Origin of the sequence: Haematospirillum sp. H4485 (genome assembly GCF_012102745.1) — a bacterium.
GTDB lineage: Bacteria > Pseudomonadota > Alphaproteobacteria > Rhodospirillales > Rhodospirillaceae > Haematospirillum.
Window position 1 is genome coordinate 17,112 of sequence record NZ_JAAVSY010000015.1, and the last position, 16,886, is coordinate 33,997.

Annotated in this window: 13 protein-coding genes; 4 read left to right on the top strand and 9 right to left on the bottom strand. The window is 54.7% G+C overall.

The window, feature by feature from the left end:
• Window positions 1-16: 16 nt before the first annotated feature.
• The 5 genes from HEQ61_RS09985 to HEQ61_RS10005 form a co-directional block, all read right to left on the bottom strand.
• Window positions 17-610 carry a hypothetical protein gene (locus tag HEQ61_RS09985; RefSeq protein WP_168021202.1) on the bottom strand — a complete coding sequence of 198 codons (594 nt, stop codon included), beginning with the start codon at window positions 608-610 and terminating at the stop codon, window positions 17-19.
• A 186-nt stretch (window positions 611-796) separates the two neighbouring features.
• Complete coding sequence (locus tag HEQ61_RS09990) at window positions 797-1,846, bottom strand: hypothetical protein (protein ID WP_168021203.1); 1,050 nt, start codon at window positions 1,844-1,846, stop codon at window positions 797-799.
• A 196-nt stretch (window positions 1,847-2,042) separates the two neighbouring features.
• The gene (rocF, locus tag HEQ61_RS09995) at window positions 2,043-3,014 is read right to left on the bottom strand and encodes an arginase (RefSeq protein ID WP_168021204.1); all 972 of its coding nucleotides are present in this window, start codon (window positions 3,012-3,014) and stop codon (window positions 2,043-2,045) included.
• Between the two features lie 15 nt (window positions 3,015-3,029).
• Window positions 3,030-4,112 (bottom strand): ornithine cyclodeaminase, encoded by a 1,083-nt coding sequence (locus HEQ61_RS10000; protein WP_168021205.1) that lies wholly within the window; start codon window positions 4,110-4,112, stop codon window positions 3,030-3,032.
• 180 nt (window positions 4,113-4,292) lie between these two features.
• Window positions 4,293-4,712, bottom strand: coding sequence for a hypothetical protein (locus HEQ61_RS10005; protein ID WP_168021206.1), 420 nt, complete (start codon window positions 4,710-4,712; stop codon window positions 4,293-4,295).
• A gap of 224 nt (window positions 4,713-4,936) precedes the next feature.
• Here HEQ61_RS10005 and HEQ61_RS10010 point away from each other — a divergent pair, with 224 nt between their 5' ends.
• The 4 genes from HEQ61_RS10010 (at window position 4,937) to glnA (ending at window position 8,875) form a co-directional block, all read left to right on the top strand.
• A complete protein-coding gene (locus HEQ61_RS10010) occupies window positions 4,937-6,007 on the top strand; it encodes an AAA family ATPase (protein ID WP_168021207.1) in 1,071 nt (356 codons plus the stop codon).
• A gap of 4 nt (window positions 6,008-6,011) precedes the next feature.
• The gene (locus HEQ61_RS10015) at window positions 6,012-6,908 is read left to right on the top strand and encodes a ParB/RepB/Spo0J family partition protein (protein WP_168021208.1); all 897 of its coding nucleotides are present in this window, start codon (window positions 6,012-6,014) and stop codon (window positions 6,906-6,908) included.
• 144 nt (window positions 6,909-7,052) lie between these two features.
• A complete protein-coding gene (locus HEQ61_RS10020) occupies window positions 7,053-7,391 on the top strand; it encodes a P-II family nitrogen regulator (protein WP_168021246.1) in 339 nt (112 codons plus the stop codon).
• A 74-nt stretch (window positions 7,392-7,465) separates the two neighbouring features.
• Window positions 7,466-8,875, top strand: coding sequence for a type I glutamate--ammonia ligase (glnA, locus tag HEQ61_RS10025; protein ID WP_168021209.1), 1,410 nt, complete (start codon window positions 7,466-7,468; stop codon window positions 8,873-8,875).
• Between the two features lie 35 nt (window positions 8,876-8,910).
• Here glnA and wecB read toward each other — a convergent pair whose 3' ends face one another.
• From wecB to HEQ61_RS10045, 4 genes are read right to left on the bottom strand one after another with little or no spacing between them, the layout of a single operon-like run.
• Window positions 8,911-10,059, bottom strand: coding sequence for a non-hydrolyzing UDP-N-acetylglucosamine 2-epimerase (wecB, locus tag HEQ61_RS10030; protein WP_168021210.1), 1,149 nt, complete (start codon window positions 10,057-10,059; stop codon window positions 8,911-8,913).
• 6 nt (window positions 10,060-10,065) lie between these two features.
• Window positions 10,066-11,181: a DUF4434 domain-containing protein gene (locus HEQ61_RS10035; protein ID WP_168021211.1), complete on the bottom strand. Its 1,116-nt coding sequence runs from the start codon at window positions 11,179-11,181 to the stop codon at window positions 10,066-10,068.
• A 2-nt stretch (window positions 11,182-11,183) separates the two neighbouring features.
• On the bottom strand, window positions 11,184-14,600 hold the full coding sequence (locus HEQ61_RS10040) for an NfrA family protein (protein ID WP_209315723.1): 3,417 nt from the start codon (window positions 14,598-14,600) through the stop codon (window positions 11,184-11,186).
• Window positions 14,597-16,870: a glycosyl transferase family protein gene (locus tag HEQ61_RS10045; RefSeq protein ID WP_168021213.1), complete on the bottom strand. Its 2,274-nt coding sequence runs from the start codon at window positions 16,868-16,870 to the stop codon at window positions 14,597-14,599. Before HEQ61_RS10045 ends, HEQ61_RS10040 begins: the two co-directional genes overlap by 4 nt.
• Window positions 16,871-16,886 lie beyond the last annotated feature (16 nt).

Genomic DNA, 16,886 nt, shown 5'->3' on the forward strand with positions numbered 1-16,886 from the left:
AGATAGTGTTGTTTTTTTAAGCAAAGTGATGGGCGTGATCCTGCTCTTCAGCCTCGCGCTGTTTTTGTTCGCGTTCTTCTGTCAGTTGTTCGCGAGATCGTTCCAATTGTGTCCTGAGGCTGACGAGCCTGTCATAGATCTCTCCGAAATCGCCGCCAGCAATGGCCCAGCCCACATGATCAAGGAGCGCTATCCGTCCTGACCGCTCCAGAAGATGAGCATCAAGATCTTGAATCTCGAGCATCTTCTGGTCAATTTCTTCCAAGGTGTAGTTATGTTCTTCGATACTGTTATTGATGCTATTTATGAGCTCTTCTGCAATTTGTGATAAGTGGTCGTAGTAGGCGGGGCTTGTTTCTTGATCGCTGGGTTCCAGTTCGCCACCATGAATTGCTTCGTGAGCTGTGGTAATAAGGGACAGGAAGCTTGCCTTTTGTTCTGGCGTTTGGCACAGAGGCTGGCTGATTGCGATGCCATCTTCGCTTGGGAAGGTGACTAGCTTGTCCTGGCGAATGTAGTCAGCGACCTCCGTCAGGGTTTCTGTATCAATGCCTCCTCTGCAGACCGGGCATCGCGGGGCTTGCTGCGGTGTTCCACGCTCGACAGGCACGAGGGACCGAATCATGCATTCGACGTGCAAAGGGTAACTTTCCGGGCCGCCATGCTTACAGGGTAGCCGGAGAAAATTGCCGCCAACGCCTCCTGCGCATACAACACATGCATCCGGTAACGTGTGGGGATTTGTATCAAAACCATTCCATATAGAGGGCATAACACTTCCATTCACATAGTCTGATCAGTTGGTTTCAACTAAGGTTGGCCGTTTCTGAACAGAAGCTGTTCCTGTTCCTGTCTGGACCTGTTCGGAGACGTCGTGTACGGGTTGGGCTGTGGGAGCATCTGGGCGTATGACGCTGCCCCGAATGATTGCAGCCAAGTCAAGGTCATAGGTTACGCTTGACGGGAAGGTTTCGCTCCAGATTTGATGGTGCCCTTCTGTCGGGGCCCAGTCCGGCTGGGCGATCAGTGCACATTTCCAGTTCAGGCTTTGGACAAAACGCACGGGCAATGCCCCTTTCTTCACCAGAGACAGATCAAAGCGCCAAGCAATGGCGGTGTTGTACTGCATGGTGCTTCTGGAAAGCATGGCCGTTTCTTTGCACAGGCATGGGGGCCAATCGCTTTCATAGGCTTGCTGCCACCAGGTGAAGTTATCAGCCTCAAGGCTGGTAACGTCATAAGGGGCTTGTTGATGCCAGAACCAGCGCCCGGTGTTGGACACGGGCTCTGTCCGTTCCTCGACACCCCAGTCTTTGATCGAGTAGCTGTCTGATTTCCATAACTGAAAGGATTCAGAATGCGAATATCCAAGATTGACCCCGCCTCCGGGGCCTTGCGCTGACGCACTGGCACCAACACCGATGCTGATTGTGTCGTCAACACTTGTAACCGTCATGTCTTGCTTGTCATGGACTTGGTTGACTGTGCTGGGCGAGCTTTTGACCCAGTTGACACCGGAATCAAAAGGCCTGCCTGTTTCTGGGTTCAGAACCTGAATGGCGTTTTCAAACCCATATTGGAAGGGGCCTTCAGTGTAGCGTCTTGATGAATGATAAGCATCACCCGGGCTGAGAAGGCCGCTTTCGCAATATACGGCATAGATACCATCAAAGCCATGCGACGCTTCACGATAGACGTAGAAATCGGAATTGACGCGCAGTTGGTTGCATGTGTTGCGCGGCTGGTTATAGGGCTTGAAATCCCATTCCTTGCTGTATGAGAACCGCTTGATGCCGTACATTGCGCCATCGATTTCGGGGGCCATGGAGGCTCTATCTGAACTCATGAAACTAACCGCCATATTGCTGCATAAAGAATGATATATTATCAATATATCATCGGCGGGTGGTAGTGTTACATGCTATGTATTAGCAAGAGAATTTTTCTCATCTGTACAAGGGTAATCATAATGGGCACCTTACCTATAAGAAATCCCGGATTGATCCGGGATCTATTTGTTATGTGTCATTGTATGTTCTTGTTTATTCTGCTGCAGCCCGTGTTCCGAAGTATTGCTTTCCTGTACGAGAAACGCGTACCAAGGTGCTTTTGCCGAACAAGCTTTCGACGAGATCCACCGCTAGGTCTGCGGTCATGTTGCGGTGATCAAGGGCAGGATTCAGCTCGACAATATCAAGTGATCCCAAGCGCCCTGTATCAGCGATCATTTCCATGCACAAGCGAGCCTCACGGTAGTTGGGGCCGCCACGAACGGTTGTTCCAACGCCGGGCGCAATGTCGGGATCCAGAAAGTCAACATCAAAGCTGACATGTATATGCGTGTGCTGGTCGATACCGCTCAGGGCTTGTTCCATGACATGGCGCATACCCATTTCGCCGATGCAGCGCATGTCAAACACTTCCAGTCCGACACTGCGGACGAAATGTTTTTCTCCGTCATCGACGCTGCGTATCCCGATCTGACGAACCTGATCTGGCCGGATTGCCGGTGACTGTCCCCCGATGCCGGTCAGCTCGTCTGGTCCGTAGCCACATAGACAGGCCACCGGCATACCGTGGATGTTGCCTGTAGGTGTCAGGTCTGCGGTGTTGAAATCGGCGTGAGCATCCAGCCACAGGATACGCAGTTCCTTGCCTGTTTCACGGCAGTGTTTGGCAACAGCACTTATTGATCCAATGCCCAGGCAATGATCGCCCCCCAGTACAACCGGCATACGCCCGTCCTGTATTTCCTTGTAGACGGCCTCATGCAGGATCTTGTTCCAGGCAATCACCTCTTCCAGGTGCCTGAAGCCACCGACAGGAGGAGATCCCGGATTGGGTGGTCCCTGTAGGTTGCCGCAGTCTTTTACATCAACCCCGCACCGTTCAAGTTTTTCAACAAGTCCGGCCACACGCAGAGCTTCTGGCCCCATGGATGCCCCGCGCACGCCCGCGCCAACATCAGTTGGGGTACCAATCAGGCTGACGTCAGGCAAGAAAAGGTGACTCATTGGCCGACTCCGATTTCAATATGCCACAACGTCACGCAATGGATGGGTTTGACCAGCACTTTTTTCATATGCAAAACCAAAAAGATTTCGTGGATTTTCAAGAGCAGGAACAAGCGAGATAGACTCACACAGATCCAGGGTGGTTGCGACGTCACGCATGAAGCGCAATGCCGAGAAATCTTCAAGCGCAAAACCAACGGAGTCGAAAATGGTTACATCGTCGGGTGATTGCCGACCGAGCGCGTGACCCGCCAGAACCCGCCATATTTCCGTCACCGGAAAGTCCGGTGGCATCTGCTGCACATCACCTTCAATACGGGACTGGGGTTCATACTCCACAAAAACACGAGCATTTCTCAGGACATCGCAGTGCAGTTCCGTTTTTCCCGGGCAGTCACCGCCAACACCATTGATGTGCATGCCGGGCTCAATCATATCGGGCGCTATGATTGTGGCTTTTGTTTTGTCGGCTGTAACCGTTGTTACGATATCTGTGCCCCGTACAGCATCATGTGTAGATGAAAATGCCTGACTCTCAAGGCCAAGCTGCTCCAGATTGCGTTGCAGTTTGGCCGTTGCATATGGATCAATATCGTACAGATGAAAACATTTCACCCCCAGAAGGTGGCTGAAAGCCAAAGCCTGAAACTCGCTCTGGGCGCCGTTGCCGATCAGGGCCATGCTTTTGGGTTCTGGCTTTGCCAATGCTTTTGCGGCAACAGCTGACATGGCTGCCGTGCGCATGGCCGTCGTCAACGTCAGTTCGCTCAGCAGCTCCGGGGCTCCGGTTTCCACATCGGACAGGACGCCAAAAGCCATAACCGTTGAAAGCCCGAAACGGCTGTTCCGGGGATGCCCATTAACGTATTTGAAGGTGTAGGTTTCCTTGTCGGCAATTGGCATCAGCTCAATGACGCCATCATCGGAGTGGCTGGCAACCCGGGCGGTCTTGTCAAAGTCCTCCCACCGCAGAAAGTCTTCGTTGATGTACTGTGCAATCCCTTCTATGCACGCTGCCGCCCCCTTCTTTTTCATGATGGCGGCCACACCCTCGACGCTTAGGAACAGTGTGCGGGCGGGGGTGATATTTTTCAGCATGCATAAGTCTCCAAGGAACCACGATGCTTTCATTGTGGACCAAGGAGGTGTCAGAAAGAACGGTCAAGTTTGTCAGTATTCTTCCTGTTTTTGCTCATTATGTAAGTCTGATAAAGCAGATTGTTCTTTTGTTCAGTGCACAATGGATCTTTCGGGGGCCCTTCCCTGCCGTTTTGTTTGTCAAGGAAAGCCATCATTAACCCCATCAACAAAGAGTTCCCCGCGCATGATGCTGTTGCGGATTGTTTCCAGCCCCTGTTCAGCCTCGGCAAGGGCGCTCCGCAAATGTCCAAGCTCGTCGTGTTGCCCCGGGCGGGGTGCCCCCCGTGCTTTTCCTGAATCCAGAACAGCAGACAGGTAGCGAGCCTTCAGATCAGCCGCCCGGTGTACCAAGGCGTCAATTTCTTCAGGGCGTACAACCCCGATCAGGGAGGCTATACGTTGACGGTTGGCATCGTGGCACTGTTCGCCGACGGTTCTGGCAAACAACTTTGCGCTTATGGGAGATCGATCATGATGTCTTGCAAAGTCAAAAGCGGGGCGTGTCTTGTTTGTGGTAAAGGAGGTTTCAGGCAGGTCGGCAACGTTTAGAAAGGGCATGGCAGGCTCCCGGTCCCTGAGGCACGTTCTTTCCCCAAGCACGTCTTGTGCCAAATCTTTTGTCTGCGCCAGTGGGGATGAGGCATCGGACCCGGTCGGCACATTTTGCCTGGCGCCCTTGCTGTTCCGGTGAAAGTTGCCGCCTGTTGTGAACGGGCAACCTGCCAGCCACTGTATTTTTTCTAAATTGATGGTTGCCAGTCTTTATCTGGCCAGACATATTGATGAAAACATCAACCCCGGGGGATCTTATGGACCTCAGTGCCGATGTCCTGCGCGATATTCGTAAACGTAGAGGACAAACCCAGGCCGAGTTTGCGGCCTTCCTGAACAAGGAGCTGAGCCGCAATTATTCCCCGCCGATGATCAGTCGGTGGGAGCAGGGAAAGGAACCGGTTCCCTCCATCGTGCGCTTGTTTCTGGTTGGCAGCTCTGCAACGGTACAGGAACCGGTGTGCGAGCAGCCTCTGGTGTTGGCCTTGGCCAACCAGAAGGGTGGCGTTGCCAAGACAACAAGCTCCATCAATATCGCGTGGGCTTTGGCTCGTGCCGGTCATGCAACGCTGTTGGTTGATTTTGATCATCAGAGCAATGCTACGGCGGGCTTGGGGCTGAATAACTATGAACTGGATGCATCGGGGCGGACCATTGCATCCGTGATGCTGGATAACCTTCCGGTCAGTGATGCCTTGGTGCGTGTGCGTGATGATATTCCGCTCTTCCTTTTGCCCGGTGGGTCCCGTTTGGCCGAGGCTGATCTTGTTCTGACCCGTGAAATTGGTGGTGAATGGGTTCTGAAGGAAACACTGGCCCCGCTTGCCGGTCGTTTTTCCTTCATTGTGATTGACTGTGGTCCCCATTTGGGCCCCACAACCGTCAACGCCCTGACCGCTGCTGACTACGTTTTGATACCGTCAGACCCAACGCCATGGTCCACGCGTGGGATTCCCCTGATTCTCAGGGCCATAGACCGTATCCGCCGGCGCATCCGTCCGGGACTTGAAATTCTTGGGATCCTGCCGACACGGGTTGACCCCCGTCTTGTTCAGGATCGGGAGACCATGCAAGAGCTGCATGACATCTTTGGTTCGGCTGTTCCGATCCTTGATCCGGTTATCAGTACCACATACTACAATCACGCTGCTGCTGCCGGGCAACCGATTCTGGAGTTATATCCCGGTGCACGTGGCGTGTCTGTTTATGCGGATCTGGCGGAGAAACTGATTGCGTTGGCAGCGGCCCGTCATGTTTCCATACCGTCTGTTCCGGTTCATCCTGTTCCTGCGGAGACCTGAGTCCATGTCGCGCAAGATGCCGCCCCGTACAACAACGGGTCACGTTTCGTCCTTGATGACGTCATTCTTTTCCGGGGAAAGCAGGGTCAGTACCCTTGCCCTGACGTCCATCGTTCCCAACCCGGATCAGCCGCGGTCGTTTTTTGATGATGATGATCTGGCAGCGCTGGCCTCTTCCATCCATCGTCTTGGGTTGCTGCAGCCGGTACTGGTTTCGGCGCTTGGTCCAGACGGGAAACATATCCTGTATGCGGGGGAACGTCGGTGGCGGGCCTGTCGTCTGCTGGGGCATCACGAAATCAAGGCCATCATTATTTCCGGAGATCCGGCGGAAATAGCGTTGGTCGAAAATGTTGTCCGTGTTGATCTGGATATGGTGGAGTTGGCCCGTGGCTGCGAGCGGTTGATGAACCGGCATAGCTATACCCAAGGGCAGGTTGCCGAGATCCTCGGTCGTTCACAGTCCGAGATCAGTCGCACCCTGAACATCCTCTCTTTGCCGGAGGATATTCTGCAGGCGGTGCCCTCGGTCTCGAACAGAATCAGCAAAAGCACTTTGTTTGCGCTTGCTGACCTTGGGGATGAACAGGCCGCGCGTGTTGCTTGGGGCAAGATTGTTACGACAGGAATGACGGTCAGTGAACTTCGGGCGTTGAAAACCGACCTGAATACTCCGTCTGCAAAGCCGGAGCAAAAGAGCGTCAGGGAAGTCGCTACAGCTTCGGCAACCAAGGTTTTGCTTCCGGCATTGAAGCAGATTGCCCGACTTCAGGCTAGCCCCGGATCCCTTGATTGCGAGGATATCCAGCGCTTGCATGCCCTGCGTGATGCTCTGGATCAGCTTCTGGGCACTCTTCCTGACCCAGCTGGGCATGAATCGCCCCTATGCGATATCGCATAAGATGGTGCTGTCAGGCATTGTCCTATTGCAAGGATTGAAAGTTGTGGTAGCGACATGTATTTTCTATTTATGTGGTCGCAGATCTTTCATGCCTAAGCGTTTGTCTGTTGGCTGCATTCTGGTTTGAAGTGTGATGAAAACATGATGAAGAAGATCGAAGCCATCATAAAGCCCTTCAAACTGGATGAAGTGCGTGAAGCTTTGGGGGATATCGGCCTTCAGGGGATTACGGTGACAGAGGTCAAGGGGTTTGGACGCCAGAAAGGCCATACAGAGCTGTATCGGGGAGCCGAGTATGTGGTGGATTTCCTGCCAAAAGTCAAAATAGAGATGGTTCTTGAGGAAAGCCGTGTTGAGCAGGCAATTACTGTTATTCAACAGGCGGCCAGGACCGGACGTATCGGTGATGGCAAGATTTTTATTCTGCCGGTCGATGATGCCATTCGTGTCCGGACCGGGGAACGTGGGCCGGACGCTGTCTGAGTGATGTGTGGTTTTGTGTGGCATACGCAATGGGACCGAGGGACGGTAACCATTCAGGACAAGGAAAAGTATTCATGTCTGATACCGCTACATTCTTCGAAAAAATCAAGGAAAATGACGTCAAATATGTTGATTTCCGTTTTACGGATCCCCGTGGCAAATGGCAGCACACAGCCCAGCATGTCAAGACCGTGACGGATGATCTGCTGGCCGACGGTATTATGTTTGATGGGTCATCGATTGCTGGCTGGAAGGAAATTAACGAGTCCGACATGATTCTGATGCCGGATATCTCGACGGCCATTATGGATCCCTTTACGGCCCAACCGCAGCTTGTTGTGTTTTGCGACGTTGTGGATCCTGCAACAGGTCAGTCTTATGATCGCTGTCCCCGCGGTATGGCACGCCGCGGTCTTGCCTATGCGCAAAGCACCGGCATTGCTGATATGGCCTATTTTGGCCCCGAGGCAGAGTTTTTTGTTTTTGATGATGTCCGTTATACGGTGGATATGAACAAGGTGTCCTTCGAGCTTGATGCCGGCGACGCCCCCTGGGCTAGTGGCAAGGAGTTTGATCAGGGGAACTGGGCACATCGTCCTGGTATCAAGGGAGGATACTTTCCAGTTCCTCCCGTTGACAGCGGTGTTGATCTGCGTGCCGAGATGACCTCAACCCTTCTGGATATGGGGGTTGATGTCGAGAAGCATCATCACGAGGTTGCCTCGTCACAGCACGAACTGGGGTTCCGGTTTGGTACTTTGTTGCAGTCGGCGGACTGGATGCAGATATACAAGTACGTTGTGCACATGGTCGCCCACTCGTACGGCAAGACCGCCACGTTCATGCCCAAGCCTTTGGCTGGGGACAACGGGTCTGGCATGCATGTCCATCAGTCCTTGTGGAAGGATGGCAAGCCGTTGTTTGCAGGATCCGGGTACGCAGACCTGTCTGACATGGCACTTTACTATATTGGTGGCATTATCAAGCATGCCAAGGCGCTCAATGCGTTCACAAATCCGTCCACCAATTCTTACAAGCGCCTGATTCCGGGATTTGAGGCGCCGGTTCTTCTGGCTTATTCTTCGCGGAACCGGTCTGCATCCTGTCGTATTCCCTATGTTTCCAATCCCAAAGGGAAACGGGTAGAGGTACGTTTTCCTGATCCGACGGCTAATCCCTATCTGGCTTACACAGCGATGATGATGGCGGGCTTGGATGGGATCCAGAACAAGATTCATCCTGGCGATCCTATGGACAAAAACCTGTACGATTTGCCGCCAGAAGAACTGTCACAGGTTCCCACAGTATGTGGTTCCCTGCGGGAGGCTCTGGATGCCCTGAAGGCGGATCGGGATTTCCTGATGAAGGGTGATGTATTTACACCCGGTTTTCTTGATGCCTATACCGATCTCAAATTCCAGGAAGTTCATGCGTTTGAACACACCCCTCATCCGATTGAGTATCAGATGTATTACAGCGCCTGATGGTGTGTGACGGTATCGTTGGCCCCTGCCCTTTATCAGGCGGGGGCTTTACGTTTTTTACCCGGTGGTTTCCAGTTTTTTATGGTGTGGCAAATCCGCTCGCATGCTTTGCCATCACCAAACGGGTTGTTTCCTGCAGGTTGGTGTGCTGTGGGGGATGACGCATCAAGAATCTCGGAGGCAGCCTCTACAATGGACTCTGTTCGGGTTCCGACCAAGCGAATGGCTCCGCTGTCCAAGGCTTCTGGTCTTTCTGTCAGGTCCCGCAGGACCAGGACTGGGGTTCCTACAGATGGCGCTTCTTCCTGTATGCCGCCTGAATCCGTCAGGATGACGGCGGCGCGACGCATCAGCAAGACGAAGGGAAGATAGTCCAGAGGATGGGTCAGGATGATAAAGGGGTGACTGGCCAGAAAGGCTTTCATCCTCATGCCGACTTCTGGATTGGGGTGCAGGGGGAAGACGATACACACGTCGGGGCGGTTTGCCAGTGTGTGTAATGCTTGGCTGATCCGTGCCAAGGGGGGGCCGAAGTTTTCCCGGCGATGGGTTGTAACCAGAATAATCCGGCGGTCGTCGGGTAGGCGCGGCAATGTTGCTACAATGCGCGCTGTCAGAGCGGCATCACTGTCGAGTTTGTGGCAAACCCATAACAGGGCATCAACCACAGTGTTTCCTGTCACGGTGATCGTATCATCGGTTCGCCCCTCATTCAGCAGGTTTGTTCTGGCCTGCTCTGTCGGTGCAAACATGAGATCTGCCAGTTGATCTATGGCGATACGGTTCATCTCCTCCGGCCAGGGGCTGCGGAGATTATGGCTGCGAAGCCCGGCCTCGACGTGTCCGACGGGTACGCCACTGTAAAAAGCAGCCTCGGCGGCAGCCAATGCACTGGTTGTATCACCATGCACCAGAACAAGATCCGGACGGTTTTGCTCAATCATGGCCTCCATCTGGTCCAGAATGCCGGCATGCAGATGAGCCAGCCCTTGGCGTGAGCGCGCCAATGACATGTTGTGGTGAACGGGAACCTCGAAGAAATCCAGTATTGGGGGCACCAAGTCCGGATGCTGCCCTGTTACAGCAACCCGGCAGGATAATGCCTTGTCACGCGACAGTACTCTGGCAAGCGGGGCCATTTTGATCGCTTCAGGACGTGTTCCGATGACAACAAGTGTTTTCATGCAGACTCATCTGCTGTTCACACCCTGTACGCCGGGCAGGCTGGTCATGCATTGCTGTGCGACCTTGGCCTGAAGATCGTATAGCGCCCTGGCGCGTCGGTCACGATCTGCCGTTGATATGTTCCCGGATTGACTCATTTCTCCCGCTACGGATGGTAGAAGATACTCCGGTGCGCTGAACAGGACGGGCCTTGCCATGGTCGCTCCCATGGCAAGGCGCAGCCTTTCGTGCATTTCTGTCGTGGAAGCCGGAATACCAGAAAACTGACTTCCATCCTGACTTTGCGACTGTACGGAAAAGGCCTCCACAACCATATGGACCCGTTGGCCCAGTTTTTTGGCCAAGGCGTCGCGGTAAAGGGTGCTTTCCTGCACGCTGAGTTTGCCGGCCCCGATGCTGTCCTGAAACAAAAGGCGGTCGATGCGGCCTTTTGTCAGGACCGTATCCCAGAATTCAGCCAGCACAGATGGGCTGGTTCGACCATTTGAAAACCCCGATATGGCTACGGGTACAGGGTGCTCTGCCAGTGAGGACAGGAGCTCGGTAACCTTGGCCAAGTGTTCCGTCAGTAAAGCCAGTCGCGTTGTGTCCTGCCAATGCAGGTCGTCAAGTTCATCCGTAATATACCAGCCCCGCAGAGCTGGACTGGTTGCAATCAGTTTCCCCAGATCTGGCAGAAGAGCTTCCAGAGCCAGTTCCCGACGCAGGAAGTAGACCCGCAGCAGATCCGGATTTCGCTCGTGAACCTGAAAGAAGGACGGATCAAGATCCAGGCCTATCCACAGGCCAATTCCGTTTCTTTCGGCCATGGCCAGCAGACCCGGCAAGGGCGGGTTTGGTAGCGGACTGATATGTCTCGCATACATTTCTTTCCCGACGGCGGCTGACAGGGGAAACAAGGCAATGCTGTTCAGGATGGACCACTGTACGTAGATGGTCTGAATACCGATCCGTTTCAGTGACCGCCCGATGGTATCCCAGTCTTCTGGGCTACGGTTACCGTGGATGGCCAGTGGCTGGTAGAAGGTGGCATCCGGGGCCCCCGCTAGTCCGCAGACAGCATGGGCAGGGCCTGTCCCCAAGACCATCCATAGCACAAAGATGACAAGGCGCTTACGCATCTCTAGAACCGTGCCAGAACGGAGACAATGAAGCGTGTTTGCCTGCCTCCCTGCCCGTCTTTTGTTATGTCACGGGTCAAGCGTGGCGTGACATCGATATAGGACTGATGCGCATGGCTTGCGGAATCATTATACCATAGACGCCAGTGTAGCCCGATACCACTGCGGGCAATGGTGTCGTCCAAGGTGCTTGTCCCGGTGTGAGATCCTCCGATCAGGGCAAACGGTGCTGCTATATAAGGTGTGCCCATGCGCCATTTTCCTCCCAGCCGGAGTTCGCTGCTGACAAGCCGAGCCTTCGATTTCTCCAGAAACCGTCCGGCATCCACATAAAAGCTGTAATACGGTGTCCAGGCAGGTTCATCGGGTGGTATGTCCATGCTGCTGCTCAGGCCATAGCTTACACGAACCAGCGTGTTGTCTTCTGTTTTGGATCCGATGGAAAACAGGCGTTCAGCTGCCAGGTTGAAGTCATGCTCGCGCAGGGGCTTCCAGCGTAGGCCCGCCCCGGCCTGTGTGGTGTGTTTATCAGGCACGGGAGAGGCACCGTTTATGGTCCCCCAGAACAGGCGTCCGGTGATGGCAAGGGTGCGTCCGTCGCGATAGCCAACAGAGGGAGGTCTCCATGCTAGTTCCACGCCGCCTTGTGCCTCGTTCAGGGCATCGCCGACCGGGCTTGTTGTGCGCCGGCATGAGCTGGCTTGTGGGCAGACTGTAGTATAGCCCTGTAACGCCAGATTATCGTTCAAAATGCTGTTTTGTCGCCTTAGCCCCCAAATATGGGCGCGGTTCTGAACGGGTGTGTATTGGCGCATGGCTGCATACAGGCGCTCATCCTCTATAACATCGGAGAAAGCATCCTGCGCGCCTTGAGTATCACCAAGAGCCGCACGGGTATAACCCAGATCCTCCCGCGCGGAGAGCTGGTCCGCATTCACACCGGTAATATGACTGAGCAAGGGCTCTGCTTGTTCGTGATCGCCCATGTCACGGGCCGCATAGGCATAGGCCAGACCCAGGGCTTCGTTGTCCGGGGTGACTTGATACGCTGATTCCAGGGTGTGAAATGCCTGTTCCAGCTGGCCCTGCCGTCGTTCGACTACGGCTTGCTCCAGACGTCGGCCGCTGGTTGGATTGGTTGTGTTCAAGGTCTGGTATACCTGTATCGCTTCCTGGTCCCGACCGGCTGCGGCCAGCGCCCTGGCCCACGTTTCCAGATGCACGGGTTTCAGATCATCGGGTAGTTTTGCGGCTTCAAGTGCATCAATTTGTTGCAGGGCGCTTTCAGCCTCCCCTGCCCCCAGCAGAGCCTGCGCCAGCCGTAACTGTAGAACGGGGTCATATTGCCCCGACAGGGCCTTTTTCCAGTGACTGGCGGCCAAGTCTGGTCGTCCCGTATCGTAGTACAGGTAGCCCAGCGACGCGTTGACCAGGTTTCTTGTTCCGGTCGAGAGGCTGCGGGGTCCAGAAGAATCCAGCAGGGATCTTTCGTAGAAATCAGCAGCAGGTCCCTTGCGGTTTGCCCTGTCCAGTGCTGTTGCCAGAAGAACATGAACCCTGGGGCTTTGTTCGTGCTGCAATGTTTCCCACATCAGCCGGACGGCTTCCTTCGTTTCCTTGTCTTCCAGAAGGACGAAGGCAAGATCCAGCCGTTGATCAACAGAGATCAGTCCGCGATGGTACAGGTCTTGCAGAGCTTTCTTGCGTTGCTGGTTTTTTTGTGTGGCGGTCCCGCTTTCAGCCAGTGCCGTCAGGGCTTGGCGTACAGCTTCGTTCTCCGGGCTGATTTTTTCTAGAATGCGGCGCGCAACACGCTCTACCGACGACCATTCCTGTGCCCCTTTCCAGCGAACAAGCGCTTCGATAGCTGTTCTTGCGGCGGCTTCATGATCCAGATGGGCGGCCTGCTCCAGCGCCTCGGCTGATCCGCGGATATTGCCCTCGGCCCACCGTGCATCGGCCAGCGAGACCAGCGTGTCCTTGTCGGATTGCAGTTGTGCCAAGGTTTCAAGTGTCTTTGTACGTGCAGAGGTGTCCCCTGCCCGTCTTTGCGCTTCTGCCAGAAGCTGCAGAAGTGCGGGCGTATCACCGATGGTGTGCCGGAGTTCCTCCAGACAGCGCACGGACTCTTCCGGGGTATTCTGTTCAAGATGTGCTGCACACAGGGACAGGCGGTGTGCGTTGATGACATCAGCCCGGTTCGGTGTCTGAAGGTTTTGTTCCTGTTCGACCCGCTGCAGTACCAGGCCGGCGTCCTTGATACGCTTGGACGAGATCGCGGTCAGAACCACAGAATTCAGTGTATCCGGGCTTTGGTCCAGCTCCAGCGCCTTGATAAAGAGTTCCAGCGCTTGTTCTTCTTGTCCGGCATCCAGACGGATGAAGGCTGCCCGTTTCAGTGACAGGGCCCGGTCTGCTGCCCCAAGGCGAAGCCCTGCCACAGCTTCAAGGGTCTGTGCCGCTTCTTCCCGAAGGCCACCCCGGGCCAAGAGATCAGCCAATACCTGCAAGTCAGATGGATTACTGCTGTTCCGAAGTGGTTTGTACAGTTCAATGGCTTGTTCGTGGTGGTCGCTGCGGCTGGCAGCTTCCGCCAAAAGGCCAAGGACAGCGGGGGAATGCCCAAGGCGCTCCCGTCTTGGCCAGACAAGCGCGTAGGCTTCCTCTGGCTTGTCCTGTCGTAGCAGGAGAAAGCCAAGGTCTACGGCTGCGGCATCCCCTATGGACTGTTCCGTATCCTGGTTCCGGGTCAGTTGGAGCAAGCGTTCGGCTGCTTCCCGGTCGCGTTTGGCCAGAACCAGGATCCGGGCTGCTGCCAATTGCTCCTGTGGGGTCAATGCTCTTTTATGCGTGAGTGCTTCCAGATCATCCATTGCTTTTTGTAGTCCGACACTGTTCGGTGCCGTGCGCGTCTGTAGCTCCAGAGCCCGTAGTTGTTCATCCACACTCAGCGTGGCGCTCCCCATGGCCTGTGTCAGTTCCGCCGCGGCCTCTTCACGGTGCCCCAAGGTTTGCAGGGCTGTTGCGCGAAACAAACGTAGCAGGCTGAAATCAGGCACAACTTCCGTCAACGGTGTACTCAGCCGCAAAACATCGGCTGGTTTCTGTAGCTCTGCAGCCAGGACAGTCGCACGCCAGCGCATGACGTGGGCTTCCGGTATAAGGGTCAGTCCTTTTTCCAACTCCTGCAGGGCTTCCTCCTTGCGATCACCTTGGATAAGGGCTCGAGCCTTTTCTTCGTACGGGAAGGTCCGGTGTCGCAGCCATTCACGCTCCATGAAGTTTTGTTCCGGCAGCATTTGTATCAGCCGTTTCTCGGCTGTTGGTGCCTGCTGGGCCTGAGCACATGGTCCATACAGCAGGCAGCTTCCGATCATGCTGGCCAGAATCCAGCCCGGTATGTGTCCTTGCCTTATCATGCTGGCCTGTTGCCTTGGTCCTGGAAGTCTTTCAGCATTTGTTCCGAGATATGCCCCTGCTCAACCAGAATGACCCCGACAGGTCGTTCGCTTTTCTTGGACAAGGCAAAAGCCTTCTCTACGTCATCAGTGGAGCAGATATTGTTTTCTGCTAGCCAGCGACCCAAAGGAATACCAGCGGCTGCCGCTTTCTTGACAGCATCATCCAGCGCGGCTTGTGAGGGAAGCAGGTCCAGATCCAGAAGGATCTGCCCCATCGGTTTATAGGAGCGTCTTTGTTCACGCAGGGCACCGGCCAGCATTTCAGCTGTGATAACGCCCGCTTCGACCAAGCGTTGCCCCAGCGGTGGCCCCGCCGCTCCCTTGCCCTTTGCAGCATCTTCGGGGATACCGCCATAACGTCGGTGAATGGCAAACAGGATTTCGCTGGATACAGCCAGACAGAATTCGGCTCGCCCGCCAATCGCTGTTTCAACCGTCTCAACCTGTTCCTGCGTGGGAACAGACAGGGCGGCCACCATAAGGTTCCCTGATGCGGACAAGCCAACGGGGAACATGCTGAACTGTTTGGCCAGAGAAGCCGGGAAACGCTGCAAAATGGTATCGGGTACGCTGAAGGGATCGATAGCGCGCACCTCCAGCCTGACCTGCATGCCAAGAACTTCCAGAAACTGGTCCTGGTTCACCAGCCCCATTTCCATCAGGATATTGCCGATGGTACCCCCTTTTTCCTTCTGCATGGCCAAGGCTTGTTCCAGTTGGGCGGGGGTAATGAACTGGCGCTCGATCATCAGGTCGCCGATCCGGCGCCGATAAAGCTTCAGGTGTGCTTCATCAGGGTATTCATGTGATGTTTTGTCCCAGCCGATCTTTTCCCCTGTGCGCAGGTGTTGGCCGAACATGCGCAGGGCCCGTATTACGGCACAATAATTTATGGCGATAGCCCACAAATAGCGCGGGATAACCATGGGGATGGCAGACCATCCATAGTATTTGTGTGTCCAGTAGTGGCGCTGGAAAAGACGGTAGGCCAGCAGCACCTGGTTAATCCACACAACAAGCCAGAACGGGCTGTCATCAGGAAGAACAGGAGCCGGTTGGTAACTGTCTTCCATGGACCATGTCCACAGAACAATGCCAAGATGCACCAGTACAACAAAGATCCCGAACGGAGCAGCGTGGCTCAGCACCACCATTTTCCGGTCCCGCATCAGGAGATAGCGGATTGCCCAGGATCCATCCCATCCGAAGTTGCGCCATCCCTGCAAGGCAATGCCGATTGTCCAGCGGCTCTTCTGGCGTACGGCAGCCCAGAAGGAATTGGGGAAGTATTCACGTGTGCAGATGTAGTCAACGATTGCGACCAGCTGTTCTTTCCCGGTCAGCCATTGTTTTCGTGATACGGTACGGACAAAAGGCACGCGTGCAAAAATCTGCTTCATGCCTGCTTTCTTGAGGCGGAGCGAAAATTCGTAATCTTCGGTCAACGTGCCGGTGTTGAACACCTCTCCCTGTTCTGTCCGTGCGGCATCCATGGCCCGTCGGGAGTAGGCTGTTCCCACCCCTGCCCCCGGAACAACCCCGGCCAGGAATTCACGGACAATGATTTCTTTGCTGTGAAGCTCGGCGAACTCGTCCATGTAGTGGCCGCCGGTCAGATCATGCCATGGACGTTCCAGAGAGATGACCGGCGTTTGTACCAGGTCAAAGCGCGGGATCAGGAAGTTGAAAAGCTTCAGGCTGAGCGGATGCACGATGTCTTCTGCATCCTGCATGACGATAACCTCGAAGCGCATTCCGTTGGCTTGCTCGTATTCTGTAATCCCCTTGACAATCCAGTTCAGGCAATCAGCCTTGCAGGTTGGTCCTGGTAATGGAGTGATGATGTGATGGACATTCCCCAGCGTAGAGCACAGCTTTTCAACTTCTTTCCCGGTATCCGGATCATTGGGGTAGGTTCCGACGAAAACATGGAAGTTTGAATAGTCCAGTGTGCGGAACATATTGCTGAGCGAGGAGTAAATAATCCCGGATTCCTGCCATGAGGGGAACATCAAGGCTACAGGCTGTTGCTGTGCGCGGTGTAGAACCTCTATGGCCATTGGCTTGGAGCGCCGGAAGACAAACAGGCTTTTGTAGATCCAGCGCCCGAAGAAGATAATGTCAATGACCAGGTCATCAAGATTGGAGCCCATATAGACCAGCATCACGAAGATAAAGCCCAGCTCCGTGAGCAGGAGGACGGCGGCTGACAAGTCGGTCATGGGCATGTGATGCGGCCTGCTT